Here is a 17,614-nt window from a genome sequence, read left to right as displayed (position 1 = left end):
TCATTCTCCGAGGAAGACTTCACAGAAGGTGGTCAGGGCCGCCTGAACCGTGATCGCAGGTTGTGCGAGGTAGCTCGACAGTCGGGCCACGCCACGATCTGTCACGAGGTCCGGATGATGCTCGATCCATTCGGGATCATCGAGCACAATGACGCTTTCCTTCAGGGACATGGGTGCAAGCAATCCGAGCAGGGCGCGGGGCGAGGCGCCGTTGAAGCCGACGACCAGGCGCTCGTTGCCGTCGACTCTGCCGAGCAGCAGTTGCAGCTCGCAGCGCGTGTCGCGCAACAGTGCGGCGATCAGATAGAGCCAAAGCGCCGCTACCGTGCTGCGGTGACCAGCGTCTGTCGGCAGCGGCAGGCACAGACCCTTTTCGATCGACAGCTCGCCGCCGCCGAGCAATGGTCTCATCAGCAGTCCGATCGCCAGGATCTGGCGTCGAACGGAATGTATCGAGGTGGTCGGGCCGAGGGCAGCAGCCAGTTCGCCGAGGGTGGTCGTGCGCGCAAACTGGCCCAGCGGATCGCCGGCCAGGCGGTGTTCCACGGCGGCCTTGCAGTCGAGGGCGGCGAGTTCGCAGAGCACGATGTTTGGCATGTCGGTAGCGCAGGCCTGCCCCACGATGCGACGAAAGATATCCCACAGCGTGGAGAAGCCGATCGGGCCGCAGCGGAGTGGCAGCGGGGCGGGGAACTCGATCGATGCGGCGGCAAGAAAGGGAAAGCGGCGCCCGGAAGCGTCACGACTTGGTTTGAGATGGCCAATCACCGTCAGGTGGCTCTGCGCAGCCACGAATGCGAAGTCCAGTGCCGGCGCGCTGTCGAACAGGAGCTTCCAGCGCGGATTGTCGGCGAGTGCTTCCATGCAGCCGGACGTCCACTGGTCGAGCAGGCCAATGAGGCGGACCTGATGCCCACCCCTGACGAAATCGCCACGCGAGGGGAGTTTGCCGAAATAGCTGGCACCGGATGAGGTGGCCGGATTCATTGTGCTGCCACGGACGCGATTGCCGGACGCGCTGCGCGCGAATCTTCCGGGGCAGCTGCCTCGGCCCCCCCGGCAACCATTTGTGGCAGGCCGCTCCCGATGCCTTGGCGCGGCTCGCCGTCCTGTGAGGCCTGCGCCTGACTGCTGCTGATGATGCGTAGGCCGACGCTGACCGGGAGCCCGTCTGCATGCCAGGTGAGCACAAAGGAGCCGTCGGCGTTGCGGATGCGCTCGGCGGTGTTGATCAGCTTTTCCAGCCCGAACCGACCGGCAAAGTCCGCGATCTCGACCGTATTGCCATCGAAGCGGGTGGCGACGATGCGCGCACCTGCCGTCGCGCCCGGGTTGGGCCACACGAAGGTTGCCCATTGCGCTGCGCCGTTGCGGTACTGCAGACGCTGCCCGTCGATCTCGATCGTGTATTCGGTGGTGCCGGGAGCCGGATGCGGCATCAGCATGAAAGTGGTCTGCGGCGTTTCCTGTGCAGCCGACACCGCGGCGGCGCCCTCAAGCGGGCCCACCCAGCGGGCGAACCCGGCGATGAAGGCGGGCTGCAGGCGAAGCCCGAGATCGCCCCAGGTGCGTGGCGACAGCGTGTTGCCGCGGCGGACAACGAGGGTCCCCATGGAGGTGTCGACATAGTGCGCAATAGCTCCGTCCGGGCCGAAGATGTGGGCAATCTCCGCGGGCGTTGCCTCGATCCCCGCCTCTGGCGAAAAGGGATACTTGACGCCCAGCCTGCGGCTGAACGGCTCATAGACCTGAGCCAGCCAGATCCGGTTGAGTTCATGCTCGGCGGGCCGGACGATTGCCGCAAAGGTCTGTTGCAGGGGGCCGAGCAGCAACGGGCGGAGCATGCCGCGCTGCGCGTCGGGCATGCCGGCGAGCATCTGTTCATCGACAAACCGTAGCGTGTCGGCGAGTTCGGACTCGCCTCCGTCCATCGTCGCCTGCATCAGCCTGACCGCGCCGGGCCCGGGGTCTCCCTGGTTGGCGAGTTGGTTCAGACGTGAGCGGATGCCTGCAAGTTGCTGGAGGTAGCGCTCGCCGAGCGGGGCTCCATCGTCACGCGCAAGCAGAAGCTGGGCGATGCCCGAGAACACCTCGTCCACCGGGCCTGACTCCGGCTCCTGGATCGTGTGGTCGACAGGAGTACTGGCGTTCGCGCGCGCTGGTGCCACGCGCAGGACGGTGTGCCTGAACCAGGCGACGAAGCCCGTTGCGGCTTGATCTGCGTCTGCATTGCCGGCCATCGGGCGGTCCCAGGAGGCTTGGGCGTCGAGGGTGCGTAGCAGCATGCCGATCGGTGAGCGCTGCGGGTCGCCGAGACGGTCCATCGCCGCGACCGCTGCGGGAAAACTGTGGAAGGCGGTGACCACAAGGCCCTGCAGAAACCGCCGCCAGGCGTCGGCATAATCCTTCTGGTACATGGCGGTCAGCGCTTTCCGGATCTGCTCCGGGCTTCCCTGGAGGGTGAGGTCGTCCCGGGTCGCCTGCTTCAGCACCCAGTCGGTGGTTTGCAGTTCGCCGGTCGCCGCCTCGCGGATCGCATGTCGAACATAGGTGTGCCAGGCCTCAACCGTAAATGCGCCGGAGACCATATGGCTGCCGGCAATGAGTCTGTCGTTGTCCGGGCCGACCAGTGCAGCCACGGTGATCGGGGCAAATCGGGTCGATGCGCGGGCCTTGATCTCGCCGTACACGCGTTCGACAGCCGGTGTGCCGCGAGCGACCTCGCGCAATGTTTCGCGCGTCCGGTCGACCAGCGCCGGGTTGTTCTCGATCAGGGGCCAGTCGGGTCTGTCCGCATGGGCGATGTGGAACGAGAGGATTCGCCCGGCACGCTTGATCATTTCGTCGCGAGACATGGTGCCGCGATTGGCCTCCAGCCACGCGCGCCACATGCGGGCGAGCTGATCGGACAGATGCCCCGCCTCGAGATGCTCGCGGGTGGCCAGCATCAGGTAGGTCTTGAGGGCGTTGTAGGCGTCCTCCATCCTGGCGGGGCTGGCTGGCGCATAGAGCCGGCGGGCGCCCTGGTCCGTGGCAGCGGGTTTACGATCAGGCTGACCGAGTGTGCCGCCCTGGCTATTCACTTCGGCCAGAAAGGCTTCCAGATGCCGGCGTACCGGCTCGAGCATGACGTTGCGAATCCCGGTCTGGTATTCGTCGACCAGCTTGTTCATGAGGGCCTCACCCTGGTAGAGGCCGAGGCCGACCGACAGCGGCCGATCGGCTTCGAAGCGCTCCAGCTCCAGGATGCGATCCTGGAGTATCTCAAGGGCGGCAAGGCGCGACTGCAGATCCTCCCCGTTTTCCTGCAGACGGACGACATGTTCGAGGTCGGCGCGGACGTTTTCAGCCAGCGCACGGTTGTTCGCATGCGACCAGCTCCATCCGCCGAGCATCACGCCGAGCACGGCGACGGCGCCAACGACGGCGGTGCGGCGCAGACGGGTGCGGCCCTGGTGCGCGTACTGCCTGACGAGGTGCTTGTCGGCGAAGATCACTTTCGAGAACAGGTCGCGGAGGAAAAAGCCGTTCCGTGCGCCAACACGCGCGGCCATGGGCCCGTCACCAGTGAGCGCAAAGCGTTCTTCGATGCGCTCATTGGACGTGCTGCAGGCCTCGCCACACTGCATTGCGGAGGTGAAGTAGAACCCGCGGAAAATCGGCTCGAACTGAAACGGGTTGTCTTCAAACAGGGTGGCAATGAAGGTCCGCAGCGTGGGTTTGAGGGCGGCGAACTCGAGCGGAAATGCGAGCAGCCCGGGGCGCAGGCGGGCATCACCCTGGGCGCGGGACATATGCGCCACACCGAGCTCACGCAGCCCCTCATAAAGCTCGTCGAAATGACGGTCGAACAGCGCAGTGGCATCGGTACGCGTTCCGGTCGCGCAGGGCAGGGTGGCCCCCCAGGCCCGGTCGCGCTCGTTCCAGTCGATGTCCTCGAAGAACTCGTTGAAGCCCGCAACCAGATCGGTCTTGGTAAACATCACGTAGGCAGGCGCAAACACGCCCAGATGCTCGGTCAGTTCCTGGACCCGTTGGCGCAGATTCCTGGCCAGCGAGATCGCAAACTCGGGCGGACTGGCGGTCAGCTCGGCAAGGTTGGCGGTGACGATGATGCCGTTGATCGGCGCCAACGGGCGGTGCTTCTTGAGCTGCGACAGGAAAAACAGCCATTCGGAGCGGTCTTCCGCATGGATTGAGTAGCGCCCCGCGGTATCGAGCAGGATGCCCTCGGTGGTGAAGAACCAGTCGCAGTTGCGGGTCCCTCCGACCCCCTTGACGACGCTCCCTGCACCGTCCTCGAAAGGAAACTTGAGGCCTGAGCTGATGATTGCCGAGCTCTTGCCGGCCGCGGGGTTGCCGATGGTGATGTACCAGGGCAGTTCGTACAGCGCCGTCCGCCCGGAAACGTGGCCAAGCCGCGACGTTCTGATTGTGGTGACGGCTTCGTGCATGCGCCGGCGCAGGGCTTCGTTGTCGGCGTTCGACGCATCGCGTCTGGCGCATTGTTCGGCTGTTGTCGCTTGGTCGAGCATGCCGTTGAGGGCGTCGGCCGCCTGCTGCGCCTTGTGCCGCCGCCAGAGCAGGGTCAGGAGCCAGATCAGCAGGACGCTGGCGCTCGCGTATGCGGCCCAGCGCAGTGCGATCCCGAGGCTGTCCGCACCAAGGAGGAGGATGGCACTTACAGTGGCGACGCCGATCAAGGACAGGACGCGGGCGTCGCTGAGGCGGTGGAGGAAGCGTGGCATGGATCTCAGGTCCGGGGTTGTGCGCGAGTGGCGATCGTTGCAACTCGGTTTTGCGGCTGAATCGACGGGGGGTTCATCGGGTCTCCATCGACCGGCGGGTGGGCGAGATGCGGTCGTCGGTGATGAGGGCGGTTCATGACTGCGGTGGTCCCGGCTTGCCCGCGTGGCGCAACTCGACATGGCCGAAATCCCTCAGCGTCCATCGCCCGCCCCAGTGCAGGCCGGACGTTTCGGCGATCTGGCCGAGAAGTTCGTAACCCCGCATTGCCCATGGATCCTGCTCCGAGATCACCAGCCTGCCCTCGAGCAGGAAGGCGCAGTCGGCGGCAAGTCCGAACTGGTGGTAGCTCGTGTTTGCGGTTGCACGGGTCAGCCGAGTGCCCGGCGATGCCAGCATCGTTTGCCGTTCCGGACTCCGATAGCCTTCGATCAGCACCGTTTCGTATCCGTGCCGCTCGCGCATCAGCTCGAATACCGCGAGCAGGCGCTGGCGAAAATCGACGTCCAGCAGATCCCAATCGCGGTTGGCGCGCAGGATCGCTGGACGAATCGACTCGAGCTCGCGCGTGGCAAAGATGTCGGGTGGCAAGGTCGGCGGTGGCGCCAGCCATTCACCGACCAGTAAATCGGCAATCCGCTGGTCGGATGCCGGTTCGTTGTGGCCCACGTCGAACAGCGGTTGGCGGTGAAGGGTGTGTACGAGGAGCGGCGGAAGGCAGAGCAGGTCGAGGGCGAGCATCGCCAGCCCCGCATTCATGCGGAACCCGCCGAGCAACCTGAGCCGTAGGCCGGCCGCGCCGGTGAGCCTTGATCGGCCGACGACGCCCAGTCTTCTTGTGCGCTCGAATGCGCCGGCGTCTGTTTGCCCTTCGCGGCGGATCCGTGTCGGCCGGGGTGCCGTGCGTTCGAGGCGCCAGATCACACAGGCCAGACTGGCGAAGTAGATGAGTACGGTCAACGTGATCACGATCGGGCAAGGGCAATGAGACGAGGGAGGAAATTTTGCAGGGCCCGGAAAAACATTCCGCAGGGGGCTTACGGATCCGCATTTTAGGACATTAGAATGCCTGTATGGCATAAACAAGAGAAAAAAATGACATGCGAGTTGGGCGCGGAGCGAAGACCAAGCCTGTTTCGTGGCGATGCGAGGAGCCTTGATGGTGACCAGTTCAGCATTCTTGGCGGACTGTGCGCTCGACCTCGTGTCGACGAACCGCGTGCGCGCAGGCGGCGCGCCGCGCGGATTGCGTTGCCGGGCTTGGTGGTCGCGGTCGCGGCAGTGGTCGTGCTGATACACGGTATCGAACGCGAGACCGCAAGGCCGGGGCAGTCGGTCATGCGCACCGCGACCGGTCTGAACGCTGGGACCAGGTTGGACGACGACCGGCGCGAGGATGTTCAGGGTGCGAAAACGGTTGCGACGATCGTCAGCGCCTTGCCCGAGCCAGGTCAGGTTTCCGGACAAGTTGCCGCGGAGGGCGCCGGGCCTACATCCGCGGAAGGCATCCCGAGCGCGCAGTCGATGGTCGGTGCCGACCGGAAACAGGTGCGCAAGGACGCAGGCCGGAAGGCCGGTGGCGCCAGTTCGGCCGCCGGCATATCGGCAGAGCGGCGCAAGGCCGCGCGCGATCCGGACGTGGACATCATCACCGTCATCGTGGAAAACGCCAGGCCGGCACAGCCAAGGCGATAAAGCAGATGTCCCCGGGGCGCGTGAGCAGAGGCGGAGCACGACGAATCGGCGCCGATGCGGTGGTGTCCTCGATGTACTTCATGGCTGTCGGCCGGCCGCGCGGCCAGTGTCCGGTCGCACCGGGAACAGGCCTCAACCCGCCGCGATGTTACGCGCAAGCACCGCGCGCAGCCAGGTCTCGATGTCCTGCAACTCCTCGGCGCAGACCGAGTGCCCGGTCGCATATCCATGCCAGTCGACCCTGAAGCCCTGGCGCTGGAGAAATTCGTAGGACAGCCGGCCAAAATCGTAGGGAATCACCGGGTCCTCATGCCCATGAGCCATGAAGATGGGCACGTTCCGGCCGGCCTCATGTCCTTCATCGGCCAGTGTGTCGGCCAGGGGCAGATAGGACGACAGGGCAAGGATGCCGGCGAGCGGCCGGGGATGGCGGAGACCGGTATGCAGGGCGATGGCGCCGCCCTGGGAGAAGCCGGCGAGGACAATCTTGTCGTCGGCGATGCCGCGAACATTCTCTCGCGCAATGAGGGCCTCGATCTGCAGCGCCGACTCGAGTACGCCTTGCGGATCCTCCCGGCGTTGCGCAAAGTCGGACGACAGGATGTCGTACCACGAACGCATCACGTAGCCTCCGTTGATCGTCACTGCCCGCATTGGAGCGTGCGGGAAGACGAAGCGGATTGCGGGCAGGCCGTCGAGATCGAGGGCGCCGACCACGGGTTCGAAGTCATGCCCGTCCGCCCCCAGACCATGCAGCCAGATGACCGCAAATGCGGGCCCTGGTCCGGTTTCGATTTCGACCGCGGGCAGCAGTGCTGCGGGTGACTGTTTCGGGTCCATGTGATATCTCCGTTCGGGAAGAGGCGCTCGCCTCGGAGCCGGGTGACAGGATGCCGTGGCGGGAACACGGCCGGATGCGCGGCTAAATCCTCTGGCCAGTTCCACCGTGCCCACCGTGCTGCAGGCGCGAACCGCTGTCCACTCAGGCCGGGTCAGGGTTTGTGCGATTTCTTTCCAATGGCCGCGATTTTCTCCAGATGCAAACGTGCCTGTTTGCCCGCCCGCTCGGCGTGTTTCGCCACGGCCTTGTCGACAAGTATGGAAAAAGCGACCAGATCTTGCCGAGGATAGTGTTCCGCGACGCCACTATCCTGAAAGAACTCGGCGATCCAGCGCGCATCCAGTTCGAATTTGCCGGTTTCCTGTATGTACTCGGCTGCGGCGATTTCGACGTAGTCCGTTAGCTTGGGCACTTTGCTCATTGTCGATCCATTTACAGCGTCAGGGCAGGGCCCGCAAGGGTGACCGGCCGCTAGACCGTTTCGAATCCTGCATCCTCGACGGCCTGACGGATGTCACTTTCGGACACGAAGTTTCCGTGTTCCACGCTTGCGGCGCCGCTTTCCAGCGAGATCTCCAGCCAGCCGATACCCGGCAGGTCCTGAATCGCATTCATCACCAGGCGCAAGCAGTGTTCGTCCCGCATGCCCCGGATCCCGAATTCGCAGACATTCATAAGTTTGTTCCCGGAAGTTGCCGGTAAAGTTCCCGGATAGTGGCAAGATAGCAGGCCTGCGGAACCTGATCGAGATCACTGATTGACCAAGCACCTCCTGCCCGATCCGCGCCTGCCTGCCGCTTTCGCCGATGCAGAGACCATTGCCTGCTGGGAGGCCTGGTTCGATGGTGCGGCGCTGCCCAATCCGGGGAAGCTTGGTCTGGGCGTCGTACTGCAGTCTCCCGACGGGCAACGGGTCGAATATTCGACCCGCGGCGTGGGGACGGGATGCAGCAATGAGGCCGAATTGCAGGCGCTATGCGCTGCGCTGTCCTTTGCCCATGACGCCGGGGCGCGACGACTGGTCCTGAGCGGCGATAGCGACTTCGCGGTGCGTCATGGCACCGGGCGCGCGACGACCGAAATCGCGCGACTGGTCGTGCTGATCGAGCAGGTACGCGCCTGGGCGCTGCGGTTCGATCTGCTCGAACTGCGCTGGTTGCCAAGACATCGCAACGGTGATGCCGATCGGCTCTCCCGTCAGGCGCTGGGCTTGCCCCACAAGCCGGCACCTCATCCGGGAAAGCCTCAGCGTGGGCGGCGTCGCCAACCGCGATGATGGGCTGACGGCATGAACCGTGCCGTTTGCTATAGTTTCACCCTTTGTCGTCCTTCGACCTGCGTTCGATCCCGCCATCAGACCGGTGTTCGGGCCGAGCCATCCCTCGCCCGAGACATGATCGGCGGCAAACGAACATACGTGGTCGCGAAGTGTCGACTACTGAAATAGTCCCGCAGGAGAACGATTCATGCGCCATGCAGAGCGCGCCATTTTTGATTTGCGCCGTGGTTTTCCGGTAATGCTCCGGGGCGACCATGGCGACACCCTGATCGTTCCGCTGGAAGGGCTCGATGATCAGGCCCTGCAAGAGGCCTGTATGTTGACCGACGCCAGGCCGGTGCTGGTGTTGTCGCAGCATCGCCTTGCGAGTCTTGGGCTGACGGTGCCGAATCTGTCGGCCAGCGTTCATTTCGAGGAACTCCCCGATTGTGCACGGCTGCTTCGGCTGTCGCTCGCGCGCGCGGCGACGCTGTCGACGGAGGCACCCATCGAGCCACTGGCTTCGACCACGAATGAGCGTGCCGGGCTGCAGTTGATGCGGCGCGCCCAACTGATTCCGGCGGCCCTGGCATTTACCGTAGCGGCCGGACGGCACGAAGTGCTCGAACAGCGTATTGCCGACGGTTCCATCCTCGCGGTGACTACGACCGGGGTGATTGCGCTGTGCGACAGCGGGCCGGGTCGGCTGACCCAGGTCAGCGATGCACGCGTACCGCTGGCGGATCTCGGCGACGCCCGATTCGTCCTCTTTCGCGAGGAGGACGGCAATCGCGAGCATGTCGCCGTGCTGCTCGGCGACCGCGCACACTGGCCGGACGCGGTGCCGGTGCGGGTGCATTCTGCATGCCTGACCGGGGATCTGTTCGGCAGTCAGCGCTGCGACTGCGGCGCCCAGTTGCGCAATAGCCTGGCCATGATCAAGTTGCTGGGTGGCGGCATCGTGCTCTACCTCGCACAGGAAGGGCGGGGCATCGGTCTGGCCAACAAGCTGCGCGCCTACCGCCTGCAGGACGAGGGGCTGGACACGATCGATGCCGACCAGGTGATCGGCTTCGGGAAGGACGAGCGTGATTACCGGGTCGCGCACCAGATGCTCGACGCGCTCGAGGTGCAACGCATCGAACTGCTGACCAACAACCCGGAAAAGGTCCGTGCGCTGCGCCATGCCGGCATCGAGGTGGTCAGCCGGCGCGCGCTGTTCGGCCAGCTCAACGACCACAACCACCACTACCTGCGCACCAAGGCGGATCGTCACGGCCATCTGCTCGAAGAGCTGCTGACCCGTCCGGCGTAGACCTGCGCCGGTCTGCAGACCTCGCCCCCCGACCCCGGCGGGTGAGGTCTGCGCTCAGCCCTCGAGCCGGAAACGCCGGACCGTCTCGCGCAGTTGTCCGGACAGCTGCGCCAGTTGCTGCGTCGCCGTATCGACCGCCCGCGCCGATCCGCTGTTGCGCCCGCTCATCTCGGCAATATCGGCGATGCCGCGGGCGATCTCGCTGCTGGTGGCCGATTGTTCGGTGAGCGCGGACGACACCTCGGTGACGGTCGTCACCACCTTCTGCGACGCCGTGTTGATCTGCGCGATGGCGGCACCGGCTTCGGCGGCGAGACTGACGCTGGACTCGACGCTCCGCACCTGATCGTCCATCGCCCGCACCGCGGAATCAGTCCCCGACGTGATCAGGCCGACGATGCGGCCGATGTCCTCGGTCGACGCCGCGGTGCGTTCGGCCAGCTTGCGCACCTCGTCGGCGACGACCGCAAAGCCGCGGCCCTGCTCACCGGCGCGAGCGGCTTCGATCGCGGCATTGAGTGCCAGCAGATTGGTCTGGTCGGCGACCTCCTTGATCACCGTGACTACGGAGGCGATCTCCTTCGAGTGCTGACCGAGCGCGCGAATGGCGGTCGAGGACTGGTTGACTGACTGCGCGATGCACTCGATGTCGCTCACCACGCGCCGGATCACCTCCGCCCCCTTGTGCGAAGCGTCTCCCGACTCGCCGGCAATCACCCGTGCGTCGGCGGTGAACTCCGAGACGTGATTGATCGACACCGTCATCTGCTCGATTGCGCTCGCGATCGACTCGGCCGCGTCCGACTGCTGGGTCGTGGCCGAAGAGATGGCGCCGGTGCTGCTCGCCAGCGCCTGGCTGGCCGATGCCATCTGCTCGGCATTGCCCTGAATCAGCTGGACCATGGTGCGCAGCTCGTCCTGCATCTTGAGCAGGGCGCGGATCAGGCTGCCGATCTCGTCGTCGCGGCGAATCGTGATGCGCGTGCCCAGATTGCCGGCGGCAATATCGTTGGCGAAGCGTCGCGCGTCTTCGAGCGGCCGCATCAGGAAGTTGCGCACAAAGAAGTAACCGCCCACCCCCGACAACAGTCCGCCGATCACGATCAGCGCGAGCATGATCGCCACCGCCTGCTGGAACGCCGCCTGCTCCTGCTCGTAGTCGTGGCGGGCCTGCTCCAGTTGCGACTCGATCAACTCGCGGATGATCTTGGAGATCGGGTCGATGGTCGGGTAGAGCGAGCGCTCGGCAATGGCGTGGATCTCGCTGAGGGCGCCGAGCTTGAGGCGCTCTATCATCAGGTCGACGAGTTCGTTGCCCTTGGCCATCAGGGGCTCGGCGGTGGTGACCAGCTCCCGTTCCGTCGGCGACAGATTTGCACTGCGAAAGGCCTGCCATTTCTCGCTGATGAGCTTGCGCGCGTTCTCCATGGCGGCAGCGCCGTCCTCCGGCGTCAGCGTGCCGTCGCGGACCTTCTGGGTTGCATTGACCACGGCAACAGCGTATTCGTCGGAGATCACCTTCAGGTCGCGAAGCGGGATGACACGCTGGTTGTACATCGCATCCAGGCCATTGAGCGTCGAGTACATGCCCTTGACCCCGAGCAGTCCGAGGAACAGGGCGAGGGCGATCTGCATCGCGATGGCGAAGTACAGCAGGGTGCGTACGGCAAGGCTGCTACCCGTGGCGGTAGAGGGGGCTGTTCTCATGGGTCTCCCGGTGCGCCGTATTGGCGACGTGTTTATTGTGTTTGTCTTGCTAGTTGAACATTAAGTCGAATAGTTACCGCGCGTCCATCTACTTAGCGGCGCGCAATCCGGTTTCTTGAGGGTGTCGCGGGAAAAAAATTGCGTTCGCCAGCCGTCCGGCTCAAATGTGCGGCTGCAACAGCTGCCGGCACAGCTCCTGCAGCAGTTCGAGCATCGACTGCTGGGTACCCGTGGTCGGACGGCGGGCACTGACTGCAAGCGCCAGGCGGCTGCGCAGTTGCGGCTCGACGATGGGGCGCACGGTAAATCGTTCCGCCTTGCCCGATTTGACAACTGCATTCATCGACAGCACGGCGCAGCCGGCACCGTCGGCAACGAGATCGAGGATACCGGCGATGCCATCGACCTCCAGTCCGATCCGGGGGTGGAAGCCGATGCTGCCCAGTTCGGCCTCGACCAGCATCCGGATCGAATGGGGTCGTCCGGGAATGATGAGCGGCAGGGCGGCCAGTTCGCGTAGCTCGATCGGGCCGAGCTTGCTCTTCGGGTGTTTCTGCTCAACCAGAAACAGATCCTCCTCGAGTAACGGAATGGTGTCGATATCGGGGGAGGGCGGCGTGTTGTAGAGCAGCGCGATGTCGAGTCGGCCATTGGTCAGCGACTCCTGCATGGTTACCGACAAGCCTTCGCCGATCGACAGCGTGGCCTCGGGCATGCGCTCGCGGAATGCGCGCGCCAGCGGCACGGTGAGCACCTTGGACAGGCTCGGCGGCAGGCCGACCGCCACCCGACCGGCAAGCGCACCGCGAATACGCGACAACTCCTCCTTGGCGCGCTCGATCTGATGCAGCACACCGCGACTGTGTTCGAGCAGCAGCTTGCCGGCCTCGGTGGTGGTCACCCCGCGGCCATTGCGGATCAGCAGGTTCTGCCGGAGTTCCACCTCGAGCAGGCGGATCTGGCGACTGAGCGCCGGTTGGGCGATGTCGAGCGCGATCGAGGCACGGGTGAAACTGCCCAGTTCGGCGACGCGGACGAAGTACTCGAGCTGTTTGAGATCCATGAGGCGAGTCTAATAAACCGGAGAATATCTCGTCCACTGCTATCGCAAACTGAAATAGCTGTTAGAGCGGTGCGGACCTGTTGCAGGGCAGGGCGCCTCACCATAATGGACTTCATGCAGACACCCATCCCCTCCCTCTTCATGCGCGGCGGCACCTCGCGCGGTCCGTTCTTCAAGGAATGCGACCTGCCGGTGGATATCGCGACGCGCGATTCAGTCCTGCTCGCCGTGATGGGGTCGCCCGACCGGCGCCAGATCGACGGCATGGGCGGCGCCAACCCGCTGACCAGCAAGGTCGGCATCGTGCGTCCGGGCAGCAAGCCGGGCGTCGATCTCGACTTCCTGTTCGCCCAGCTGCAGCCGGAGAAGGACACCGTCGACACCACCCCCAACTGCGGCAACATGCTCGCCGCGGTGGTGCCGTTCGCGCTCGAAACCGGCATGCTCAAGGCCCAGGGCGAGGTGTCCACCTTCCGCGTGCTCACACTCAACACCGACATGCAGTGCGACATCACGGTGCAGACCCCGGGCGGGCAGGTGAGCTACGAGGGCGAGGCGCGCATCGACGGCGTGCCCGGCACCTCGGCGCCGATCAAGATCAACTTCCTCGATACCGCCGGCTCGGTGTGTTCCGGCCTGTTGCCCACCGGCCACGTGCGCGACGTCATCGACGGCATCGAGGTCACCTGCATCGACAACGGCATGCCGCTGGTGATCTTCAAGGCGGCCGACGTCGGTCGCACTGGCTACGAGAGCGTGGCCGAGCTGAACGCCGACACCGAACTCAAGGCCCGCATCGAGCGCCTGCGCATCGCCTGCGGCCACGCGATGGGGCTGGGCGATGTCAGCGCCAGGAACTACCCCAAGATGACTCTGATCGCGCCGCCGCGCGACGGTGGCAGCCTGACCACGCGCAGCTTCATCCCGCATGTGTGCCACGACGCGATCGGTGTGCTCGCCGCGGTCACCGTCGGCACCGCCTGCGTGCTCGAGGGCTCGGTGACCGCGGGCATCGCGGTGGTGCCTGAAGGCAACGCCAAGACAGTGTCGGTAGAACACCCCACCGGCGAGTTCTCGGTCGAGCTCGAACTCGACCCGGCCAACCCCCAGAACGTCACGCGGGCGGCGCTGCTGCGCACCGCGCGCCTCATCATGCGCGGCGAAGTCATGGTTCCCGCAGCGGTATGGAACAACTCAGGAGACACACAATGATCATCGATTGCCACGGCCATTACACCACCGCGCCCAAGGCGCTCGAAGAATGGCGCAATCGCCAGATCGCCGGGATCAAGGATCCGTCGGCAATGCCCAGGGTGTCGGACCTCAGGATCTCCGACGACGAACTGCGCGAGACGATCGAGTCCAACCAGCTGCGCCTGATGAAGGAGCGCGGTTCGGACCTCACCATCTTCTCGCCGCGCGCGAGCTTCATGGCCCACCACATCGGTGACTTCAACATCAGCTCGACTTGGGCCGCGATCTGCAACGAGCTGTGCCATCGCGTCGCCGGGCTGTTCCCGGACCACTTCATCGGCGCCGCGATGCTCCCGCAGTCGCCGGGCGTCGATCCCGCGACCTGCATTCCCGAACTGGAGAAGTGCGTCAAGGAGTACGGCTTCGTCGGCATCAACCTGAACCCGGATCCGTCCGGTGGCCACTGGACCAGCCCGCCGCTGTCCGACCGCCAGTGGTACCCGATCTACGAGAAGTTGGTCGAGTACGACATCCCGGCGATGGTACACGTGAGCACCAGCTGCAACGCCTGCTTCCACACCACCGGCGCGCACTACCTGAACGCGGACACCACCGCCTTCATGCAGTGCCTGACCTCCGACCTGTTCAAGGATTTCCCGACCCTGCGCTTCGTGATCCCGCACGGCGGCGGCGCGGTGCCCTACCACTGGGGGCGGTTCCGCGGCCTGGCGCAGGAAATGAAGAAGCCACTGCTGAAGGATCACCTGCTCAACAACATCTTCTTCGACACCTGCGTCTATCACCAGCCGGGCATCGACCTGCTGACCAAGGTGATCCCGGTCGAGAACGTCCTGTTCGCCTCCGAGATGATCGGCGCGGTGCGCGGCATCGACCCCGAGACCGGCCACTACTACGACGACACCAAGCGCTACATCGAGGCCGCCGCGATCAGCGCCGAAGACCGCTACAACATCTACGAAGGCAACGCCCGTCGCGTCTATCCGCGCCTGGATGCCGCACTGAAGGCCAAAGGCCTGTAACCGGAGACAAGAGCATGAGCCTGAACAACCTCGGCATCGTCAAGCGCACCATCGTCCGCACCGACCCCGACGTGGTCGCAAAGCTGGCGCAGTTCGGCGTCGCCACCATTCACGAAGCCTTCGGCCGTGCCGGCCTGATGAAGCCGTACATGCGCCCGATCTACAGCGGCGCCCACCTGTGCGGCACCGCGGTCACGGTGCTGCTGCAGCCGGGCGACAACTGGATGCTGCACGTCGCCGCCGAGCAGATCCAGCCCGGCGACGTGGTCGTAGCCGGGTGCACGGCCGACAGCACCGACGGCTTCTTCGGTGATCTGCTCGCCACCTCCTACAAATCCCGTGGTGCAAAGGGGCTGATCATCGACGGCGGCGTGCGTGACGTGAAGGACCTCACCGCGATGGGCTTTCCGGTGTTCAGCCGGGCGATCCACGCCAAGGGCTGCACCCGCGCCACGCTCGGCTCGGTGAACGTGCAGGTGGTGTGTGCCGGCGCGATCGTCAATCCGGGCGATGTGGTGGTGGCCGACGACGACGGCGTGGTGGTGGTGCCGCGCGAGGTCGCTGCCCGGGTGGCCGAGGCCGCGGCGGCGCGGGAAGCCAACGAAGCCGCCAAGCGCGAGCGTTTTGCCGCCGGCGAGCTGGGCCTGGACATGTACGCGCTGCGCGAACCGCTGGCCAAGGCCGGCCTGAAGTACATCGACTGAGAGCTTGTGAAGGAATCGTAGCGAGCGGGCCGAGTGCAAGGCCTCAGTTGGCAGATGAGCGATGCGAACGACGAGACATATCATGGATAGACGAGGAGTGAGCGAGTGAGCAACGCAGCAATCGGCCCGCGCAGTACAGTTATTCACAGGCTCTGAGATCATGAGCGCACCCGCCAACCCCCTCGAGTGGCATGTCGGCCTGGTCGGCTACGGCGAGGTCGGCCGCATCCTGGCCGAGGACCTGCGCACGCTCGGCATCGTGGTTGCAGCCTACGACCTCAAGCTCGGCAGCACGGCGCAGGAGCCACTTTGCGAACATGCGGCGCAGCATGGCGTGACGCTCGCCGCCTCGCATGCCGAACTCGCTGCCGGCGCCGACCTGGTCATCTCGGCGGTCACCGCCAGCCAGGCCGTCCCGGTCGCCGAGGCCTGTGCGCCCGGGATGCGGCAGGGGGCCTGTTTCCTCGATTTCAACTCGGCCTCGCCCAATGCCAAGATCCGCGCCGCGGGTTTCATCGATGGCGCAGGGGGGCGTTACGTCGAGGGGGCGGTGATGACCTCGGTGCCGCCTTACCGCATCCGCGTGCCGCTGTTGCTCGGGGGCGGAAACGCCGCCGACCTGCAGCCGGTGCTCGAGGCGCTCGGTTTCGCGGCCACGGTCGCATCGGACAAGCTCGGTGTCGCCTCGGCGACCAAGATGTGCCGCAGCGTGATGATCAAGGGGCTCGAGGCCATGGTCATCGAGAGTTTCACGGCGGCGCGCGCCTACGGCGTGGAGGATGCGGTAGTGGCCTCGCTGTACGAGACCTTTCCCGGCGTCGACTGGGAGAAGCAGGGCGCCTATTTCTTCCAGCGCGTGATCGAGCACGGCCGGCGCCGCGCCGAGGAAGTGCGCGAAGTGGCCGCGACCGTGCGCGACGCGGGCCTCACCCCGTGGTCCGCCGCCGGCACCGCCGAGCGCCAGGCTTGGATGGCCGACCAGGCCGACGCCGGGGTATTCGGCGAGCGTGCGGCCACCGGCTTCGCGCGCAGCGCAGACTGGCGCACCGAGGCCGACCGCATCCTCGCCCGCGTCAAACCGAACAACAAGGCGTGAGCCGACGAGCTCGCGCACTCTCCACACAACGAGGACAACGATGGAATTCACCAAGACCCCGGGCTGGCTCGACTGGTATGCCGGCCCCGCCAAACCCCGCTTCCAGGTACCGGCCGGCGCCGTCGACGCGCACTGCCACGTGTTCGGCCCCGGCGCCGAGTTCCCCTATGCGCCGGAACGCAAATACACCCCGTGCGACGCGAGCAAGCAGCAGCTCTACGCGTTGCGCGACCACCTCGGCTTTGCCCGCAACGTGGTGGTGCAGGCCACCTGCCACGGTGCCGACAATCGCGCGATGGTCGATGCGCTGATCCATTCCGGCGGCAAGGCGCGCGGCGTTGCCACCGTGCGCCGCACCATTACCGACCAGGAGCTGCACGACCTGCACGCGGCCGGCGTGCGCGGCGTGCGCTTCAACTTCGTCAAGCGCCTGGTCGACTTCACCCCCAAGGACGAGTTGCTCGAGATCGCCACCCGCATCGCGCCGCTGGGCTGGCATGTGGTGATCTACTTCGAGGCGGTGGATCTGCCCGAACTGTGGGACTTCTTCACCGCGCTGCCGACCACGGTGGTGGTGGACCACATGGGGCGCCCGGATGTCTCCAAGCCGATCGACGGGCCCGAGTTCGAGCTGTTCGTGAAGTTCATGCGCGACAACCCCAATGTGTGGTCCAAGGTCAGCTGCCCCGAGCGCCTGTCGGTGACCGGTCCCAAGGCACTGAACGGCGAGCAGAATGCCTACCGCGACGTGGTGCCGTTCGCCCGCCGCATCGTCGAGGAATTCCCCGACCGCGTGCTGTGGGGCACCGACTGGCCGCACCCCAACCTCAAGGACCACATGCCCGACGACGGCCTGCTGGTCGATTTCATCCCGCACATCGCGGTAACGGCCGAGTTGCGGAAGAAGCTGCTGGTGGACAACCCGATGCGGCTGTACTGGCCGGAGGAATGCTGA

General features: G+C 65.4%; 16 protein-coding genes. 8 read left to right on the top strand and 8 right to left on the bottom strand.

What is annotated here, in order from left to right; all coding sequences use genetic code 11:
• The 3 genes from tagF to AC3A35_RS26255 all read right to left on the bottom strand — a co-directional run bounded on the left by tagF (window position 1) and on the right by AC3A35_RS26255 (window position 5,706).
• On the bottom strand, window positions 1–987 hold the full coding sequence (tagF, locus tag AC3A35_RS26265; RefSeq protein ID WP_487439501.1) for a type VI secretion system-associated protein TagF: 987 nt from the start codon (window positions 985–987) through the stop codon (window positions 1–3).
• Entirely contained in the window at window positions 984–4,748 is a 3,765-nt protein-coding gene (tssM, locus tag AC3A35_RS26260) for a type VI secretion system membrane subunit TssM (RefSeq protein WP_487439500.1), read from the bottom strand. Before tssM ends, tagF begins: the two co-directional genes overlap by 4 nt.
• 133 nt (window positions 4,749–4,881) lie before the next feature.
• A complete protein-coding gene (locus tag AC3A35_RS26255) occupies window positions 4,882–5,706 on the bottom strand; it encodes a M15 family metallopeptidase (protein WP_487439499.1) in 825 nt (274 codons plus the stop codon).
• Window positions 5,707–5,811: 105 nt separating this feature from the next.
• Here AC3A35_RS26255 and AC3A35_RS26250 point away from each other — a divergent pair, with 105 nt between their 5' ends.
• Window positions 5,812–6,441 (top strand): hypothetical protein, encoded by a 630-nt coding sequence (locus tag AC3A35_RS26250; RefSeq protein WP_487439498.1) that lies wholly within the window; start codon window positions 5,812–5,814, stop codon window positions 6,439–6,441.
• A 132-nt stretch (window positions 6,442–6,573) separates the two neighbouring features.
• Here AC3A35_RS26250 and AC3A35_RS26245 read toward each other — a convergent pair whose 3' ends face one another.
• The 3 genes from AC3A35_RS26245 to AC3A35_RS26235 form a co-directional block, all read right to left on the bottom strand.
• Window positions 6,574–7,281 (bottom strand): alpha/beta hydrolase, encoded by a 708-nt coding sequence (locus AC3A35_RS26245; protein ID WP_487439497.1) that lies wholly within the window; start codon window positions 7,279–7,281, stop codon window positions 6,574–6,576.
• Window positions 7,282–7,433: 152 nt separating this feature from the next.
• Window positions 7,434–7,703 (bottom strand): hypothetical protein, encoded by a 270-nt coding sequence (locus tag AC3A35_RS26240; RefSeq protein WP_487439496.1) that lies wholly within the window; start codon window positions 7,701–7,703, stop codon window positions 7,434–7,436.
• A 50-nt stretch (window positions 7,704–7,753) separates the two neighbouring features.
• Window positions 7,754–7,957 carry a heavy-metal-associated domain-containing protein gene (locus AC3A35_RS26235; protein WP_487439495.1) on the bottom strand — a complete coding sequence of 68 codons (204 nt, stop codon included), beginning with the start codon at window positions 7,955–7,957 and terminating at the stop codon, window positions 7,754–7,756.
• An 82-nt stretch (window positions 7,958–8,039) separates the two neighbouring features.
• Between AC3A35_RS26235 and AC3A35_RS26230 the strand changes: the two genes are divergently transcribed.
• Window positions 8,040–8,558 carry a ribonuclease HI family protein gene (locus tag AC3A35_RS26230; protein ID WP_487439494.1) on the top strand — a complete coding sequence of 173 codons (519 nt, stop codon included), beginning with the start codon at window positions 8,040–8,042 and terminating at the stop codon, window positions 8,556–8,558.
• Between the two features lie 190 nt (window positions 8,559–8,748).
• On the top strand, window positions 8,749–9,855 hold the full coding sequence (gene ribA / locus AC3A35_RS26225) for a GTP cyclohydrolase II (RefSeq protein WP_487439493.1): 1,107 nt from the start codon (window positions 8,749–8,751) through the stop codon (window positions 9,853–9,855).
• Between the two features lie 54 nt (window positions 9,856–9,909).
• On the opposite strand, the gene AC3A35_RS26220 is transcribed toward ribA, so the two are convergent.
• Entirely contained in the window at window positions 9,910–11,562 is a 1,653-nt protein-coding gene (locus tag AC3A35_RS26220; protein ID WP_487439492.1) for a methyl-accepting chemotaxis protein, read from the bottom strand.
• Between the two features lie 160 nt (window positions 11,563–11,722).
• Complete coding sequence (locus tag AC3A35_RS26215; protein WP_487439491.1) at window positions 11,723–12,625, bottom strand: LysR substrate-binding domain-containing protein; 903 nt, start codon at window positions 12,623–12,625, stop codon at window positions 11,723–11,725.
• Between the two features lie 114 nt (window positions 12,626–12,739).
• Here AC3A35_RS26215 and AC3A35_RS26210 point away from each other — a divergent pair, with 114 nt between their 5' ends.
• The 5 genes from AC3A35_RS26210 (at window position 12,740) to AC3A35_RS26190 (ending at window position 17,614) form a co-directional block, all read left to right on the top strand.
• Window positions 12,740–13,837 (top strand): 4-oxalomesaconate tautomerase, encoded by a 1,098-nt coding sequence (locus AC3A35_RS26210; protein WP_487439490.1) that lies wholly within the window; start codon window positions 12,740–12,742, stop codon window positions 13,835–13,837.
• On the top strand, window positions 13,834–14,859 hold the full coding sequence (locus tag AC3A35_RS26205; protein WP_487439489.1) for an amidohydrolase family protein: 1,026 nt from the start codon (window positions 13,834–13,836) through the stop codon (window positions 14,857–14,859). Before AC3A35_RS26210 ends, AC3A35_RS26205 begins: the two co-directional genes overlap by 4 nt.
• A gap of 14 nt (window positions 14,860–14,873) precedes the next feature.
• A complete protein-coding gene (gene ligK / locus AC3A35_RS26200; RefSeq protein ID WP_487439488.1) occupies window positions 14,874–15,563 on the top strand; it encodes a 4-carboxy-4-hydroxy-2-oxoadipate aldolase/oxaloacetate decarboxylase in 690 nt (229 codons plus the stop codon).
• 160 nt (window positions 15,564–15,723) lie between these two features.
• On the top strand, window positions 15,724–16,659 hold the full coding sequence (locus AC3A35_RS26195) for an NAD(P)-dependent oxidoreductase (RefSeq protein WP_487439487.1): 936 nt from the start codon (window positions 15,724–15,726) through the stop codon (window positions 16,657–16,659).
• Window positions 16,660–16,699: 40 nt separating this feature from the next.
• Complete coding sequence (locus tag AC3A35_RS26190; RefSeq protein WP_487439486.1) at window positions 16,700–17,614, top strand: amidohydrolase family protein; 915 nt, start codon at window positions 16,700–16,702, stop codon at window positions 17,612–17,614.

It is taken from the genome of Azoarcus sp. Soil_N_20, assembly GCF_057656155.1.
Note: the sequence above shows the minus strand (reverse complement) of the source record. Positions and strands in the feature narration are given on the sequence as shown.